Annotated in this window: 16 protein-coding genes; 7 read left to right on the forward strand and 9 right to left on the reverse strand. The window is 63.1% G+C overall.

Annotation, left to right across the window (positions count from 1 at the left end; genetic code table 11):
- Positions 1–161: 161 nt before the first annotated feature.
- On the forward strand, positions 162–533 hold the full coding sequence (locus tag BM222_RS24870) for a hypothetical protein (RefSeq protein WP_092233554.1): 372 nt from the start codon (positions 162–164) through the stop codon (positions 531–533).
- A gap of 179 nt (positions 534–712) precedes the next feature.
- Positions 713–2,152 (forward strand): DUF1254 domain-containing protein, encoded by a 1,440-nt coding sequence (locus tag BM222_RS24875; protein WP_092233557.1) that lies wholly within the window; start codon positions 713–715, stop codon positions 2,150–2,152.
- Between the two features lie 552 nt (positions 2,153–2,704).
- Here BM222_RS24875 and BM222_RS24880 read toward each other — a convergent pair.
- A complete protein-coding gene (locus BM222_RS24880) occupies positions 2,705–2,989 on the reverse strand; it encodes a hypothetical protein (protein WP_092233560.1) in 285 nt (94 codons plus the stop codon).
- Positions 2,990–3,287: 298 nt separating this feature from the next.
- Here BM222_RS24880 and BM222_RS24885 point away from each other — a divergent pair, with 298 nt between their 5' ends.
- Complete coding sequence (locus BM222_RS24885; protein ID WP_092233563.1) at positions 3,288–4,031, forward strand: outer membrane protein; 744 nt, start codon at positions 3,288–3,290, stop codon at positions 4,029–4,031.
- Between the two features lie 84 nt (positions 4,032–4,115).
- Here the strand turns inward: BM222_RS24885 and BM222_RS24890 are convergent, their stop codons facing one another.
- The 5 genes from BM222_RS24890 to BM222_RS24910 form a co-directional block, all read right to left on the reverse strand.
- Positions 4,116–4,829: a fumarylacetoacetate hydrolase family protein gene (locus BM222_RS24890; protein WP_092233566.1), complete on the reverse strand. Its 714-nt coding sequence runs from the start codon at positions 4,827–4,829 to the stop codon at positions 4,116–4,118.
- On the reverse strand, positions 4,822–5,898 hold the full coding sequence (gtdA, locus tag BM222_RS24895; RefSeq protein WP_244547232.1) for a gentisate 1,2-dioxygenase: 1,077 nt from the start codon (positions 5,896–5,898) through the stop codon (positions 4,822–4,824). The genes BM222_RS24890 and gtdA overlap by 8 nt, the downstream gene beginning before the upstream one ends.
- Positions 5,899–5,912: 14 nt before the next feature.
- On the reverse strand, positions 5,913–7,268 hold the full coding sequence (locus BM222_RS24900; protein ID WP_092233569.1) for an MFS transporter: 1,356 nt from the start codon (positions 7,266–7,268) through the stop codon (positions 5,913–5,915).
- 70 nt (positions 7,269–7,338) lie between these two features.
- Positions 7,339–8,994, reverse strand: a complete 1,656-nt coding sequence (locus tag BM222_RS24905; RefSeq protein ID WP_283810260.1) for a benzoate-CoA ligase family protein — start codon at positions 8,992–8,994, stop codon at positions 7,339–7,341.
- Positions 8,995–9,007: 13 nt separating this feature from the next.
- Complete coding sequence (locus tag BM222_RS24910; RefSeq protein WP_092233573.1) at positions 9,008–10,159, reverse strand: FAD-dependent monooxygenase; 1,152 nt, start codon at positions 10,157–10,159, stop codon at positions 9,008–9,010.
- 168 nt (positions 10,160–10,327) lie between these two features.
- Here BM222_RS24910 and BM222_RS24915 point away from each other — a divergent pair, with 168 nt between their 5' ends.
- Positions 10,328–10,726: an acyl-CoA thioesterase gene (locus BM222_RS24915; RefSeq protein ID WP_092233576.1), complete on the forward strand. Its 399-nt coding sequence runs from the start codon at positions 10,328–10,330 to the stop codon at positions 10,724–10,726.
- Complete coding sequence (locus BM222_RS24920; protein WP_092233579.1) at positions 10,723–11,571, forward strand: IclR family transcriptional regulator; 849 nt, start codon at positions 10,723–10,725, stop codon at positions 11,569–11,571. Before BM222_RS24915 ends, BM222_RS24920 begins: the two co-directional genes overlap by 4 nt.
- A gap of 17 nt (positions 11,572–11,588) precedes the next feature.
- Here the strand turns inward: BM222_RS24920 and BM222_RS43370 are convergent, their stop codons facing one another.
- Positions 11,589–11,732, reverse strand: coding sequence for a helix-turn-helix domain-containing protein (locus tag BM222_RS43370; RefSeq protein ID WP_092233584.1), 144 nt, complete (start codon positions 11,730–11,732; stop codon positions 11,589–11,591).
- A 70-nt stretch (positions 11,733–11,802) separates the two neighbouring features.
- On the opposite strand from BM222_RS43370, the gene BM222_RS24930 reads away from it, so the two are divergent.
- Positions 11,803–12,294, forward strand: coding sequence for a nuclear transport factor 2 family protein (locus BM222_RS24930; RefSeq protein ID WP_092233587.1), 492 nt, complete (start codon positions 11,803–11,805; stop codon positions 12,292–12,294).
- Between the two features lie 3 nt (positions 12,295–12,297).
- Here BM222_RS24930 and BM222_RS24935 read toward each other — a convergent pair whose 3' ends face one another.
- Positions 12,298–13,617: an O-antigen ligase family protein gene (locus BM222_RS24935; RefSeq protein WP_092233590.1), complete on the reverse strand. Its 1,320-nt coding sequence runs from the start codon at positions 13,615–13,617 to the stop codon at positions 12,298–12,300.
- Between the two features lie 253 nt (positions 13,618–13,870).
- Between BM222_RS24935 and BM222_RS24940 the strand changes: the two genes are divergently transcribed.
- Positions 13,871–14,899, forward strand: a complete 1,029-nt coding sequence (locus BM222_RS24940) for a hypothetical protein (protein ID WP_092233592.1) — start codon at positions 13,871–13,873, stop codon at positions 14,897–14,899.
- A gap of 51 nt (positions 14,900–14,950) precedes the next feature.
- Here the strand turns inward: BM222_RS24940 and BM222_RS24945 are convergent, their stop codons facing one another.
- Positions 14,951–15,898 (reverse strand): LysR family transcriptional regulator, encoded by a 948-nt coding sequence (locus tag BM222_RS24945; RefSeq protein ID WP_092233594.1) that lies wholly within the window; start codon positions 15,896–15,898, stop codon positions 14,951–14,953.
- Between the last annotated feature and the right edge of the window lie 158 nt (positions 15,899–16,056).

Genomic DNA, 16,056 nt, shown 5'->3' on the forward strand with positions numbered 1-16,056 from the left:
GAGAAAGCCCACGAACGACGTTCGCCAATTCCCGATGGTCAGGCCAAGCGACACTTCCTCACGCGACAAGATCTATTCGATCGCGGCAATCCCAACAATCTGAGGTCCGATTGGCCTGCGCCGCCGGCTCAGCCTGGACAGTTTTAGCCATGGAGAGATAGATGAAAGCGATATTGTTTTCGCTTGCGATGCTCGGAAGCCATTCATTGATACCGGTGTCCGACCGCGTTCCGGCGCTGAAGGTAGAGGCGCTGTGCCAGTCGACTTCTGAAACCGACACGGCGATGGGGCTCGCGTTGGCCCAGAGCTTCTCGGACTGCATGCGCGACGAGACCTCGGCACAACAGCAACTCGTCACACTCTGGTCGTCGACGAAGCCTGCTGTCCGCGAAAGTTGCGAGGGTGAAGCGACCTCAGGCGGAATCGAAAGCTACGTCGATCTGCTCACCTGCATTCAGATGGCGGACGCCGCGAATACCCTGGCATCAGCACCGCCTCTGAGAGGCGCCAGCAAAAAGCGAAACAAGCAGTAGCGAGCCTGCTCCAGGAGCCACATCGTGGTCATCACCCGTCTTTCGCGTTGAGCAGGTTTTTACCGCAGGTGCGCCGCTGCGTCAGGTGAACGCGCGCTTACACGAGAATGAAAGCGCGCGAACACATCGGGTCTAAATCTCTCATGCCGTATCCATAGTCAAAACACCGGAGCAAGCTGATGCATTTCACACGCCGCCATCTTATGACCGCTGCTTTGGGCACCGCGCTTTCCACTCTCGCGCTATCCTCGAGCCGCGCCGACTTTGAAGGTCCGCTCCTTCGTGCGATCGAAGGGGGTGAAGACTTCTGGCTCGCCACCGATGCCTATGTCTATGGCTATCCGCTGGTGACGATGGAGCTGACTCGCCGGGTGATCACGAACGTCTCCGCGGTCGAGGGCACAAGAGGTCCGATGGGGCAATTCATCAAGCTCCGCTCCTATCCCGATGCCAGCTTCCGGGATGTCACCGCGCCGAACGCCGATACCCTCTACACCACGGCATGGCTCGATGTCGGAGACGAGCCGTGGGTCCTGAGCATGCCCGACATGAAGGACCGCTATTTCCTGTTTCCGATGCTGGATGGATGGACGAACGTCTTCCAGGTCCCCGGAAAACGAACCACCGGCACCAAGGCTCAGACGTACGCAATCACCGGCCCCGGATGGAAGGGGACGCTTCCGGCGGGCGTCAAGGAGTACAAGTCGCCGACCAGCATCGTCTGGATTCTGGGGCGTATCTACTGCACGGGCACACCCGAAGACTACGCGGCCGTTCATGCTGCGCAGGATGAGTTCAAGCTCGTGCCGTTGAGCTCCTATGGCAAGACGTTCGCGCCGCCAGCGGGCAAGGTCGATCCTTCCATCGACATGAAGACGGCAGTGCGCGATCAGGTGAACCGCATGGACGCTGTTGCCTATTTCACGCTTCTTGCTCAGTTGATGAAGCGCAATCCACCCGCCCCGGCTGATGCAGCGGAAGTGGCGAAATTCGCGAAGATCGGCCTGGTTCCCGGCAAAGATTTCGATGCCAGCAAGCTCGACGCCGCATTTGCCAAGCGCATTCCGCAGGTCGCCTTCGACAGGATCATGCTGCAGTTCAAGGCGAACAAGGCGGTCAAGAACGTCAATGGCTGGATGTTCGACACGGAAACCGGCATCTACGGCACCGAGTATCTCAATCGCGCCTTCCTCACGGCCATTGGTCTCGGTGCCAATCGCATTCAGGACGCCTGCTATCCGACGTCTCAGAAAGGGGCCGATGGTAAGGCTTACGTCGGAAGCAACAGGTATGTCCTGCGTTTTCCGAAGGGACAACTTCCGCCCGTTGGCGGCTTCTGGTCCCTCACAATGTACGACGAGAACTATTTCTTCGTGGCGAATCCGATCAACCGCTACTCGATCAGTGCCCGGCAAAGCCTCAAGCCCAATGCCGACGGTTCCACGGATCTCTACATTCAGAAAGATTCGCCCGGCCCTGACAAGGAATCGAACTGGCTGCCGGCGCCGGCCGGCAAGTTCGTCTTGATGTTGCGGATGTACTGGCCGAACGAGAAGTCGCCATCAATCATCAACGGCAGCTGGTCGCCGCCGGGCGTTCAGAAAGTAGCTGGCACCTAAACCCAAGCCTGTGAGCCCGAGCAGGTCGAAGCGCACATCGGGCTCACTGCCCGCGCATGATGCCGCGGATGTGACCGCCCCGCGCGGCGGTCGCGGATTGCGAGGACGTGGACCGGGGCTCACTTAACTCCTCACCGTAGGTCCATCGGAGAAATGACCATGCGATCGGGTCTGGTTTTGAGCGTTTTGATTGTCCTTTCGGCATCTGTCAGCAGCGCCATGGCAGCGCAGGGACATCGGCATCATGCAACTGCTCGTTCTGCCCGTGTTTTAACGACAGGCCCCGCTGCGGCCTGGGCCTATTCACCGGCGGCGCCTGGCCGCCCTCAGCCGGCTCCGCACTACGATGATCAACCTGAGCCAGGTCATAATCCGTTTGAGCGATGGGGTGGCTAGCACGCGGCGCCGTCACTGCGGCCGGGTCGCCGCTCGCGGGCGGGCGTCCGGAGTTTGCCGTCCGGATCGGCGTTGGTCCCGATCGCCGGTGAGAACGGCAGAGAGGCCGTCTTCGAGGCGGCCTCTTTCGTTGCGCCGTCTCTCTCGTCGGCAATGCTATTTGCTGCTGTTCAAGGTCCTGTTCGTGGAGGAGTGAAGCTTGCCGTTCGTGCCGGCATGCGCACCCGCCGAACCAACCGTCGAGTTCGCGGTCCCGTTCATGCTCTTGTGTCCGCCATTCAGGCGGGCATTGGCTGAGGAGTGAAGCCTGCCGTTCGTGCCGGTCGCAGCCCCCTTCGAGCCGATCGTCGCGTTCGTCGTTCCGTTCACCGATTGCGCGGACGCCGCGGTGCCGAAGGTCAATGCGAGTGCAACGGAAAGAATAATCGCTTGGATTTTCATGCCTCGTCCTCTGTGTAGGCCCCAAAGGCAGAACAGCGATCTCCATCGCCACGTTCCGGGAACCTGCCTATTTTTCCCAATGAAAATTCCGATCGAGAGTTACCTTTGATCGCCCTCTCGTCGTGATTTCTCTGCTCTCTGCCACCGTTTCCCGATCTGGAACCGACTAACATTGGTTAAGTCGAGTTTTGATTTTCACCACCATCAGTGTGGCGCGTCAGTTACAGCAAGCCGTCGCCAAACTCGTTACGTTTTCTCTCAGGGCAGGGATTCTCAAGATCACGTGGGATGGAATTGAATGAACAAGCTTTTGGCTTCGGCCTCTTTCGGCGTTTTGCTCCTGGGGGCAACGGCTGCTTCTGCCGCCGATCTCGCCGCGCGTCCTTACACCAAAGCGCCTCCGGCCGCGATCGCGACCGTCTTTGACTGGAGCGGCTTCTATATCGGCATCAACGGCGGCTGGGGTCAGTCCCACGATCGCCGCACGTTCGATCCCACGGGAACTCTCGTCGGAAGCTATGATGCGAACGGCGGTACCGTCGGCGGCCAGATCGGTTATCGGTGGCAGACCGCGGGCTGGGTGTTCGGCCTCGAAGCGCAGGGCAATTGGGCAGACATCTCGGGCAGCCGGGCTGCGTTGGTGCTGCCGCCGCCGGGCGACACGCTCCGCTCGAAAATGGACGCCTTCGGTCTGTTCACCGGTCAGCTGGGCTACGCCTGGAACAACGTCCTGCTCTACGTCAAGGGCGGTGCGGCGATCACCGATCGCAACTATCAGTTCCTCACGGCGGGCGTCGTGACGGCCCAAACCGGCTACGCCACGCGTCTCGGCGGAACGGTCGGCGCCGGCCTCGAGTTCTCGTTCGCGCAGAACTGGTCGCTCGGCGTCGAGTACGACCACATCTTCGAGAACCGTCACGGAGCGACCTTCAACGTTCCGGGCGGCGTTGCCCTGGCCGGCTTCAGCACCGGCGGCGACACCGATCTGGTGCTCGGCCGTCTGAACTATCGGTTCGGCGGACCGGCAGTCGCGCGCTACTGAGCCGACATCAATCCCGCCATCAACTTCAAGCCCCGCTTTGCGGGGCTTTTTTGTCGAGGGTGCGCTCGAGCACGCCCGGCTTCATCAGCCCCGTTCGACAGCTATCCTGATCTCCCCCAACCCCTCGATCCCGCCCGTCATCACTTGCCCACGCTGCACGGGGCCGACGCCCTCGGGCGTGCCGGTCATGATGATGTCGCCGGGTTTGAGGGCCATCGACTGCGAGCAGATCGAGATGATATCGGCGACGGGCCAGATCAGCTTCGAGATGTCGGAGTCCTGCTTGAGCGCGCCGTCGACGGCGAGCCAGATGCGGCCCGCGCCGGGGTGGCCGACCTCCGAGACAGGCCGCAGCGGAGCGATCGGCGCGGAGAGATCAAAACCCTTGCCCCAGTCCCAGGGACGGCCCTGCTCACGAGCCTGAAGCTGCAGATCGCGCCGGGTCAGGTCGATGCCGACGCCGTAGCCCCAGACATGATCGAGCGCGCGCGCGACGGGGATGTCGGTGCCGCCCTGCCCGATCGCGACGATCAGCTCGATCTCGTAGTGGAAGTTGCTGGTCTGCGGCGGATAGGGAACGCTCGCGCCATCGTCGACGACCGTGTCGGCGGGCTTCATGAAGAAGAACGGCGGCTCGCGATCGGGATCGCGCCCCATCTCCCGGGCGTGCGCCGCGTAGTTGCGCCCGACACAGATGATCCGGCGCAGCGGAAAGCGCGCCGCCGAATTGTGGACCGCGACGGAGGCTTGCGGCGGCGGCGGCAGAACGAAATCGGAGTGCGTAAAAACGTTAGGCATTGCCGCGGTCCTCTCGGAATAGATGCAGGGCTTCCTGAATGGGTCGATCGGAATAGGAGAAGATCACGGCGTCACCATCGATCGCCTCGTGACGCACGCGATGCCAGGAGGGCACGACGAAGATGTCGCGCTTGCCCCACTCGACCACGATCTCCTCGCCTGTCCGAGACGAGATGACGCTGCGGCCCCTGCCCTCGATCGGCACGAACACGGTGGCATCGGTCGAACGGTACGAGGCGGTCGCAAAGCCCTTTGGCAGGAGCTGGATGAAGGTCGCCATGGTGGCCATGGCGTGATTGCCCGTGATCGGGTTGGTGTAGCGCATCTTGAGCCCGTGACAGGCATCCCAGGCAGCAGCGCGCCGCAGCCGTTCGAGCGCCTCGCGCGTGCGTGCATAGGGATAGTTGAACACCGGCGAGGTGCCGCCGCCGCCCCTGTGATCGACCGGAAGCAGATTGTGGCCGTAGCGCGCATCGCTGTCGCCGACCGGCCGTGTGATCGGCTGCTCGTCGACGTCGAGATGCTCGGCGAAGGAGGCATCGAGCATCTGGATGACGGGAATGTCGAGACCGTCGAGCCAGAACACCGGATTGGAGCCGGGGTTGCCGTGATCATGCCACGCCCAGGGCGGGGTGATGATGAAATCGCCTTCATGCATGATGGTGCGCTCGCCGTTCACGGCGGTGTAGGCACCCTCGCCTTCGAGGATGAAGCGCAGCGCGGATTGCGTATGGCGATGGGCCGGCGCAACCTCCCCCGGCATGACGAGCTGCACGCCGGCGTAGAGATCCGTCGTGATCTTCGATTGCCCCCGCAGGCCTGGATTTTCCAGGACGAGAACGCGCCGCTCCGCCTCCTTGGCGGTGATGAGGCTTCCGGCCTCGAGCATGTGCGCGCGGATCTCGTCAAACCGCCAGGATGCGGGGCGGCATGCGCTTCTCGGCTCTGGCGTGACGAGATCGGCCAGCGACAGCCACAGCGCCGTGAGGTTCTTCTTGTCGATCTTGTCGTAGAACGCCCGGCGTTCCGGTGTGTCGGCGGTGGGCGCCATGATCGTATCGTGGGACATAGCCTGTCTCGCTGTTAGTGATGGAGCGTCGCGGTCGAGGGCACGAGCTTGAGCGACGGCTCTCGTCTACGAAGCGCGATCACCGCGAGGCCCGCCAGCAACGCCGGGACCGCCGCGGTCAGGACGACGGACTGCGCAGTCCACCCGAAGCCGAGCAGCACGCCGCCTGCGACCGGACCGATGATCGAGCCGATGCGGCCGACGCCCAGCGCCCAGCCCACGCCGGTGGAGCGGATCGCGGTCGGATAGAGGCCGGCGGCAAGCGCGTTCATGCCGATCTGCGCACCGACGACGCCGAACCCGGCGAGGAACGTCGAGATCATCAACGTCCAGACGTTGGCCGAACCAAAGGCGATCCCCGCGATGAAGAGCGCCGAAGCCAGATAGGCGCCGCCGAGCACCAGGTAGGGATCGAGCCGGTCGACGAAGCGGCCGAGGACGATCGCGCCGACCACGCCTCCGGCGTTCAACACCGCCGTCGAGAGGATCGCGACGTTGAGAGGCAGTCCGCTCGCCTTGAGCAGTGAGGGCATCCAGTTGACGAGGAAGTACATGACGAGCAGGTTCATGAAGAACGCGACCCAGAGCAGCACCGTCATGGATGCGCGGCCCTCGGCAAGGAGCTTGGTTACGGGAAAGCCTGACGCGTGCGAACCGGGCACGACATAGCGGCTCGCCGCCGCAGGCGAGATGGCGGGATCGAGCCTTGCGAGCAATTTCGCGATCCTGCTGTCTGCAACGTCGCGTGTCACGAGATAGCGGATCGACTCGGGCAGCCACGCGAACAGCACGATCAGCGTGAGCAGCGGAAGCACGCCGCCCACGACGAACACCGCCTGCCAGCCGAACGCACCGATCAGGGGCGCGCTGATGACGCCTCCGATCGTCGAGCCCAGCGGAAAGCCGCAGAACATGATGGCGATGAGCAGCGCGCGCATCCGCTTCGGCGCGTATTCGCTGGTCAGCGCGACGATGTTGGGCATGGCGCCGCCGAGGCCGAGGCCTGTCAGGAAGCGATAGACCAGAAGCTCGTTCAGCGTGGTCGCGCGCGCCGTGACAGCTGCGAAGATGCCGAACAGCAACACCGAGAGCAGGATCACGCTCTTCCGTCCGAACCGGTCGGCCGCCGGGCTGAGCACGAACGCACCAACGGCGAGCCCGCCCAGGCCCGCACCGAAGATCGGTCCGAAGCCGGCCATGGCGATCCCCCATTGCTCGGCAATGACAGGCGCGACATAGGCGATCGCCTGGGTGTCGAAGCCGTCGAGCAGTGCGATCCACGCGCAAAGAACCAGGATCAGAAGCTGGAGGCGCCCGAACCGCGCCTGTTCGATGACCTCGGTAACGTCGACGATATCAGCAGCGGACATCACGAACTCCAGTGAGCGTGGTTTTCTTGGGCTGTGACTTTCAGCAGGTTTTGGGAAGGCGGCTGCGCGTTCAGGCCACCAATGGGGCGCTGCGCAACTGCTGCCGGTCGATCTTGCCCGTTCCCGTCTTCGGCAGATCGGGCCGATATTCGATCAGGCGGGGATATTTGTAGGGAAGCAGTTTTGCCTTGACGTAATCCTGCAGTTCCCGCGTCAACGACTCGCTCGCGGTATGACCGTCGCGCAGGATCACGAAGGCTTTCGTGGTCATGCGGCGATCAGGAAGCTCGAGGCCCAGCACCGCGCATTCGCGGACGGCGGGATGGTCCGACAGGCAGAGCTCGATCTCGACCGGGTAGATCCACTGGCCGCTCACCTTGATGAGATCGTCGACACGGCCGACGAAGGTGAAGAAGCCGTCGGCGTCCTCGACGAGCCTGTCGCCGGTCCAGATCCAGCCCGCCTCGCGCATGGTCTGCGCGGTCTTGTCGGGCCTGTTCCAGTAGCACGGCGCGTTGGAATGACCGCGGACCCACATCACGCCCGGTTCGCCTTGCACGACGGGCTCGCCTTCGGGCGTGGTCAGGCGGATCTCGTAGCCCGGAACGCGCTTGCCGGCGGTGCCGGACTTCTTCTGCGCACGCGTGTTCGAGAGATAGATGTGCAGCACCTCGGTCGATCCGAGCCCTTCGACGATCTCGAGGCCGAAGCGCCGCTTCCAGTCGTTGAAGATGTCCTGCGACAGCACTTCGGCGGCCGACAGGCTGAGGCGCACGCTCGACAGATCGGCCGTTTCGATGCGCGGATGATGCAGCAGCGCGTTGTAGAGCGTCGGCAGGCCGAAGAAGAGCGTCGGCTTGAACCGTTCGATCAGGTCCAGAACGGCGCCGGGCTCGGGCCGGCCGGCGAGCAGGATCGTGCTGGCGCCGACCGAAAACGGGAACGTGATCGAATTGCCGAAACCATAGGCGAAGAAGATTTTTGGCACGGAGAAGCAGACATCGCTCTCCGTCATGCCGAGGATGTGCCGCCCGAAGCTGTCAGCCGTGTAAGCCATGTCGTGCTGGAGATGCACGATGCCCTTCGGCCGGCCGGTGCTGCCCGAAGAGTACATCCAGAACGCCATGTCGTCACGACGCGTGGGGGCAGCTTCGATCTCACCGGGAAATTCGGCAAACCACCGATCGCCGTTCAGCACCTCGACCGCGGGCGATTCGAGCGCAGCCTCGCCGTTGACCACGATCAGCGTGTGCAGCCGCGATCCCCCGGTCGTTTCCCGATCGAACAAATGGGCAAACTCGGCGTCGACGACCGCGACCTGGGCAGCGGAATCCTGCAGGTAGAAACCGATGAGGTCCTTCGGCGACAGCGTGTTGATCAACATCGGCACGAGGCCGGCGCGGACCGCGCCGAAGAACACGGCGGGATAGGACGCAGTGTCGTTGAGCAGGAGCAGCATGCGGTCGCCCTGGACGAGCCCGAGCGAGGTGAAGGCGTTGCCGCATCTGGCGGCGTTGGCGCACAACTCGCCATAGCTGGTGTTGCCGGAGGCCGTGTAGATCGCGACCTTGTCGGCACGACCCGCTCCGAGGTTGTCAAACAGGATCTCGCTGGCATTGTAGCGCTCCGAGATCTCGAAGCCGATTTCCCGCGCGCCGGGCGCATCATCGGGCACCCGGTCCACGATCGGGTCCACGAATGCGAGATCCATTCCTTCCGTCAGCATGGCGTCCTCATCATCACGAATGAATGGGGGTCATTGACTTCGCGTCGTACCGCGCCATGAAGTGCGGCGACATCGCGCGGAGCTGGTTGTCGTCGATTCGACCCGAACGGGTGATGTAGCTGTAGCCGAAATCCAGCGGCGCCAGCTTCATGTGGTCGGCGAAGCGCTCGTACCAGGCTGCGCTGGTCCTTGCGGCCTTGACCAGCTTCTCCACCACCGGGCGGCGCGCGGCCTCATAGTGTTCCAGCGCACGACGGAGATTGCCGGGCTCACCGTCGAGTGCATTGACGAGGGCGATGACGTCCTCGAGCGCGAGGCGCGTGCCGGAGCCGATCGAGAAATGCGCGGTGTGGAGCGCGTCGCCGACCAGGACCATGTTGCGGTGTGACCAGCGGTCGTTCCAGAGCCATGGAAAATTGCGCCAGACGGACTTGTTGTTGACCAGAGGATGCCCGTCGAGCGTATCGGCGAACACCGTCTCGCAAAGCGCCTTGCTCTCTTCCTCGGATTTCTCCGCAAAGCCGGCGCGGAGCCAGGTTGCCCGATCGCACTCGACGATGAACGTGCTCATCGTCGGCGAGTAGCGATAGTGATGGGCGTTGAAGCAGCCGAACTCGGTTTCGACGAAGGTCTGGGTCAGGGTTTCGAAGCGCCTGGTGGTGCCGTACCAGGCGAACTTGTTGTGGTCGTAGGACAGCGATGTGGCGAAGTCACCTTCATGGCTCCGTCGCACCAGCGAGTTCACGCCGTCGGCGGCGACGATCAGATCGTATCCCGCGAGTTCGTCGACGGAACGCACGAGCTTGCCGAAGTGCAGATTTGCACCGGCCGATCGTGCGCGCCCGGTCAATTGGGTGATGAAATCGAGCCGGCCGACCGCAGAGAAACCGACGCCGTCGAGCACGACACGTGCGCCGCGATGCACGAGCGTGATGTCGCGCCAGGTCTCCATGCGCGCCGACACGGCTTGCTCCGTTTCCGGATCATCGGCGCGAAGGAAGTCCAGCGCCTTGTCGGAGAAGACGACGCCAAAGCCCCAGGTCGCGCCTTCCGGATTCTGCTCGAACAGGTCGACGTGGTCCTCGGGATGCCGACGCTTCCAGAGCGCGGCGAAATACAGGCCCGCGGGACCGCCTCCCATCACCGCGATGCGACTGAGCCGCATGACGTTTCCTTCCCTGTTGCGCTTTGCTGACCTCTTATGTTTACGTATTATGCAACAGATTTCATTTCACGCAATATATTTCTTGCACGTCACGAAATTAATTTCCTTATATGCAAAATATAATCTGGGCAGCCAGACGTCGCGCTGACGCGCCGCGGGAGGAGTCGGATGTTTGAGACAGCTTTTACGGTCGAGTGGGGCGATTGCGACGAAGCCGGAATCGTCTTTTATCCCAATTACTTCTACTGGTTTGACTGCACCTGGCAGCGCTGGCTGCGGAAGCTCGGCTTGAGCCAGCGGGAGCTCAAGCGCCGCTTCAACAGCGTCACGCCGTTGGTCAATGTCGGCGCCAACTTTGTGGCGCCCGCCAGCTACGACGACGAGCTGACGATCCGCGCAGAGGTGGCCGAGTGGCAGGAGCGGCGGTTTCGAATCGATTACAAGCTGTCGGTCGGAAGCTTGCAGGTTGCGAGCGGCTTCGAACAGCGCGCCTGGGCCTCGGTCACGGATACGGGCGCACTCCGCGGCGCCAGCGTGCCGCAGGAGTTCAAGGATTTGTTGCGATGAAACGGACGCAGGCGAAAGATACCGATGACGAGAGCGGCGGCACGGCCCCCGGCGGCATCCAGGCTCTCGACGCCGCGCTTTCGGTCCTGCGAGTCCTCAGGTCCTTTGATGGGCCGGCGACCTTGTCGGACATCGCGCGCGAAGCCGGCATGCCACCGAGCAAGGTGCATCGCTACCTCGCGAGCTTCATTCATGCGGGCCTTGCCGTGCAGAAGGAGCGCTCCGGCCGCTACGACCTCGGCCGCGAAGCGGCCGAGCTGGGTGTTGCGGCCATCAGTCGGAACAACTTCGTCGTCCGCGCCTCCGACGAACTCGAGGAGCTGGCGACAGCGACGGGCCAAGCGGCACTGCTGGCCGTCTGGAGCCACAATGGCCCGACCGTGGTCCGAATGGAGCGAGGTCCCCATCTCACGACCACCTCGATCGGTCTTGGCAGCACGTTTCCCTTGCTGGATTCCGCGACCGGACGCGTCTTCCTGTCTTACCTGCCGTCTCCACAGCTCAGCGCGCGGCTGCAGAACGAACTCGAGCGTACCGCTTCCGCCGGCCTGAGCTGGCCGGATCTCGAGCCCAACCTGGAAAGCGTGGAAGCCTTGACGACGAAGATCCGGCGCGAACGCATCGCCTATGTCGATGGCCGTTACATTCCGGGCTTGATCGCGATCTCATCCGCGATCACGAACTGGCAAGGCGAGATCGAGCTCGCCGTGACCCTGTTCGGCACGCACAGGGAATTACTGCAACCGGATAGTCCGGCGCGGGCCGCCTTGATCGACTTTGCCTCCCGCCATTCGATCGCCCCGCCGGCTCAGCTGGATAGGCCGCGCGACGCGCGAGCGCGCTAGCAACGGTCATTCCGTGCCTAGCCGTCGACATCCTCGCTCGAGCCGAGACGCTCGATGGCCTCCAGGTCGTGAATCGTAACGGACGTGTACCTCGCGGTCGCGATTCCATCCTGTTCGAGGCTCTTGAGCAAGCGATTGATGGTCTGACGGCCGACCCCGATCGCTCCGCGACATCATCGGTGATCACCGTCGCCACAAGCCGGACAACCTCGTAACGACAAGGGATGGACCATGACCAATTCAGACGATGTGGCTGACCTGCGGGCAAGGATCCACGCGCTCGAGCTACGCCTGGCCCAGCATGACGATCGGGAGGCCATCCGGACGCTCCGCTGCACCTACCACGAATACGTCAATCAGCACCGGGTAGCTGAACTGGCGGATCTTTTTTCGGAGAATGCCACCGTTTCCTACGGCGGCCGGCCATCCGTCACCGGCCGCGAGGCGATCCGGTCCTTCTTCATCAACTTTCCGATCAAATGGGCACGCCAGTTCATCCACGCGCACGTCGTGGAAATCGATGGCGACCGCGGCAAAGGTTATAGCCATCTCGACGGCCGTCCCGTCCTCAACGGCAAAAGCATCCTGGTCGGCGGCCGCTTCGACGACGAATACGTCAGAGAGAACGGCCGGTGGCTGTTTTCCAAGGTCGTGTTGACGACCTGGTACATGGTCCCCGTCGAACCAGGTTGGGAAGCCGCAGCGGCGGGCAAGACAGCATAGGGTTCAATATCTCACGCCAAATCGCGCGAGAAAATGCAAGCCGACGACCGCGACCACGAACATGAACCACATCGGATTCTGGCGGTCGAGCAAGAACGTTTCCGTCGTCCCGTAGTAAAGTCCGAACAGCCACACCACCAGGCAAAACCTGGCGAGGGACTGGCCGGTGCCACGGCTCTGGACCACGTGGAAATTCTTCAGGGGCGCGCATACGAAGATGAGAACGACGAGAATCAACCCCGGCAAGCCGATGGTGACGGCGAGATCGAGGTAGCTGTTATGACTGTGGGCCGCCGTGGCCACCCACTCGGACCCCTGCTCGGTCTTCTTGTCCTTCACGCCGTCCCAGAAAGCCGCATAGCCGTGGCCAGCGAAGGGCCTTGCGGCGACCGCGCCGAGGGCGAACTCCCAGACTTCGGTGCGCCCGGTAAAGGTCGTATCGATGGGAAGCGCGTTGGTGAGCGGTATCAGTTGCGGGATGGCGACGCTGCCGACGGTCAGCAGATTCATCAGAAGTAGCGGCACGAAGCAGATCACGCATTTCTGCCACAAACCCTTCGTTGCCCCGACCACCGACGCCACGGCCCAGACGACCAGGCAAAGCATGCTGGCCGTCTTCCCGCCCGTAAAAAACAGGAAGACGGCGGCAAGAACAAGGATTGCCGGTCCGGATAGAAACGCTCCCGCCGAGATCAGATACGCCCCAAAATAAACCAGGATCGCCATGACGGGCGAGGCGACGTTCTTGTGCTCGAAAGTTCCTCGCCAGTCGCCTGCGAGCCCCGGCTCTGCCGCATCAGCTGCATTGTGGACTGAAACAACGGGCGCCAGCATCACCCCGAGATAACAGAGCAGCAGGAGGCCGATTGCCGCCACCGCGAAGCATCGATTGAAGGACCTGAGGCTCGGGGGCAGCAGGGGCATCATGATGGCGAGCGATATGACGCTCGCAGTCAAGGCAAATCGCTGCAGCGAGATCGCCGGATTTTCGGAAAGAAGGATATTGAGTGCCATCCAGCCGAGAAAACATAGATGCAGCGCCGTGCAGAGCGTCCTGAAGGCCGCGACATTTCGCGGTACTGACAGCAGCACACCCGTCACAGCGAGGGCGGCGAAGCAAAGATAGGTGGCGGCGAGCTTGCCGGAAGCATCGTCGATGACAGTCAAATCCTTGAACGGCTCGAGTGTGACCAGCACACAGAGCAAGGTTGCCACGACCACGGCGCAGCGGAGACAATCGAGGACATCCAGCTTTGCCAGCGCCGTCCGCACGGCTTCAGCGAAGCCTCGATCGTGCCCGTCAGCCAGTTCGGCGCCTTGCATCCGCTGCGGTTCCTCTCGGTCACGATCAGGGTAAAGACATCGATGGTTACCGCAGCCTTGTTAACCGAACGTCAATTTTTGATCTTTTCGGCGCCGAGCGGATTGAACGGCCCGGCGATCGCCCGTCGAGCAACTCCAACCAGGTTGGCGATCTGCCGCGGTTTATTAACGAAGCAGTGCGAATTGGCTTCTGCAGAAGGCCTTCCTTGATAAAATTAGGTGGTCGATCAGTTCGGCGGCAAGGAAAGATGAGATGCAGGTCAGATCCGCGCTTCAGATCAATTTGCATCCGCTGGACGTGCGCCATGCGGTCCACACGCTTCCGCATCAACTCGAGGTCTGGGGCGATCAGGTCGATCGCATCGTCTTCACCGTCGACACCAGGCAGAGCAAGAGCGGACGCTACACCGGCGACGCCTACGAGGCGAGCCGCGGACGCCTGTTTGCCCTGCTGGAGGCCATCGCACGAGAGTCGCCGAAGGCGGAAATTTCCGAGGTGGACTATTCGCCGGTGGCGCTCGAGTCCGTGCGGCAGCGTTATTTCTCGGCAAGTCGTGCCTATCCCGAAAAGGCCTTCGATGGCGGACCGTTCCATGCCTATTTCTACGGCCTGCTGAAGGCGAACGCGGACTATGTGGTTCATATGGATAGCGACATGCTGTTCGGCGGCGGCAGCCAGGTCTGGCTTGAGGAGGCGATCGGCTGGCTGAAGACGACGCCGGACGCGCTGTTCGCCGGACCACTTCCTGGTCCGCCCCGCGCTGACGGCACGCTCGGCGATTTGCATGGAGCGTTCCCGGGGCTGACCGATATCCAACCGCCCGAGCGGCTCGCCGCCGCCTACCCGGCCTACCGCTTCCGCACCGTGAGCACGCGGATCTTCGTTCTGGATCAAAACAAATTCGATGCATCGATCGGCGCACTCGGCCTGGTGCGTCCCAATCTCCGGCGCCGGATCCGCGCAAAATTGTTTCGCCAGTCGCCACTGACGATGCCGGCCGAGGAGATCATCTCCGCGGCCATGATCCGCAACGGGCTTTCCCGCGTAGACTTTCTCGGTTCAGGAGCCGGGCTCTACTCGCTCCATCCACCGTATCGCACGGATAAATTCTATCGGGAATTGCCACATCTGATCGCCCGAATCGTGGCCGGCGCGATACCGGACGCCCAGCGCGGCGACTATGATGTCAATTCGAGCATGTTCGACTGGACGGAGGCACTTCGGCAGAAGACCGTCGGTCGCCGCCTTGCCCGCGCCGCACGTGCGCTGCTGTCGAGCTGAGCATCACACTTCGCGGGCGACCGAACGTAGCGGCGTGATATCGGCTCGCACTCAATTGGCGGCAGCCGCCTGATAGAGGCGGTCGCGCAACCAGGCATGACCTGCGTCCTCCTGGTTGCGCGGGTGCCACAGCGCGACGATGCGTGCGGGCGGCAGATCGAGCGGCGGAGGGATGAGATCGAGCTCGTGGGCGAAGCGCATCAGAAATCGCCGCGGCAGGGTGCAGATGCAATCGCTGTGCGCAAGGATGACCGGGGCCAGCGCATAGGTCTGAATCGAGACCGCGACGCGCCTGGAGCGGCCGAGCGCGGTCAGCGCGTCGTCGACCAGACCAGCAAAGCCGCCGCCGTCCGCGGAGATCAGCAGATGGTCGAGCTCACAAAACGTGTCGAGATCGAGCGTGCCTGTTCCGCGCGGGTGGCCCTTCCGTTGCGCGGTGAGGAAGCTGTCCTCGAAGAGCGGTCGCTGCATCAGCTCGCCGCTGATCCGGTCGGGCCCCGTCACCAGAATATCGATCTCGCCACGTTCGAGGCGATCGACGATGTCGGGCGTGGGGTGGACGAGGGCGAGCCGCGTGCGCGGAGCCATCGCCGTTAGCTGCGCAACGAAGCCTGGCGCCAGCGTCACGGCCGGATTCTCGTGAATGGCCACGACAAAGGTGCGCTGGTCTCGCGCGGGATCGAAGGCGGCCGGTCCCTCCACCATCCGGCGCAGCCTGCCGAGCACCTCGGCAAGTTCCGTCTGCAGCTCCACTGCCCTCGTCGTCGGCACCACGCCGCGGCCCGCCGCCGCAGGTACGAACAGCGGGTCGGCGAACACCTGCCGCAGCCGGTTCAGCCGGGCCGACAGCGCCGGCTGCCCGATGTTCAGCCGCGACGCCGCGCGGGTGACGTTGCGCTCGCGCAGGAGCGCCTCCAGAGCGAGCAGCAGGCCGAGGTCGATCTCGGCGAGATCGGAATCATCGGCCGGCCGGCCCGGACTGCGTTCGACATCCGCCATCGAGGCATCTCCGTCTGAGGGCGCGGCCGAATGAACCGCGATGAGAAAGGCTTAAGGCCTTCACGCGGCCATGAAAAGGCAGACCGCTGGAAGACCGGATATCACCGGCATCGATGGGACGTATCGAGCCCACCGCCCTCCCGCGAGCGCAGGCCGGC

The sequence above is a fragment of the Bradyrhizobium sp. Gha genome (assembly GCF_900113735.1).
Taxonomy (GTDB): domain Bacteria; phylum Pseudomonadota; class Alphaproteobacteria; order Rhizobiales; family Xanthobacteraceae; genus Bradyrhizobium.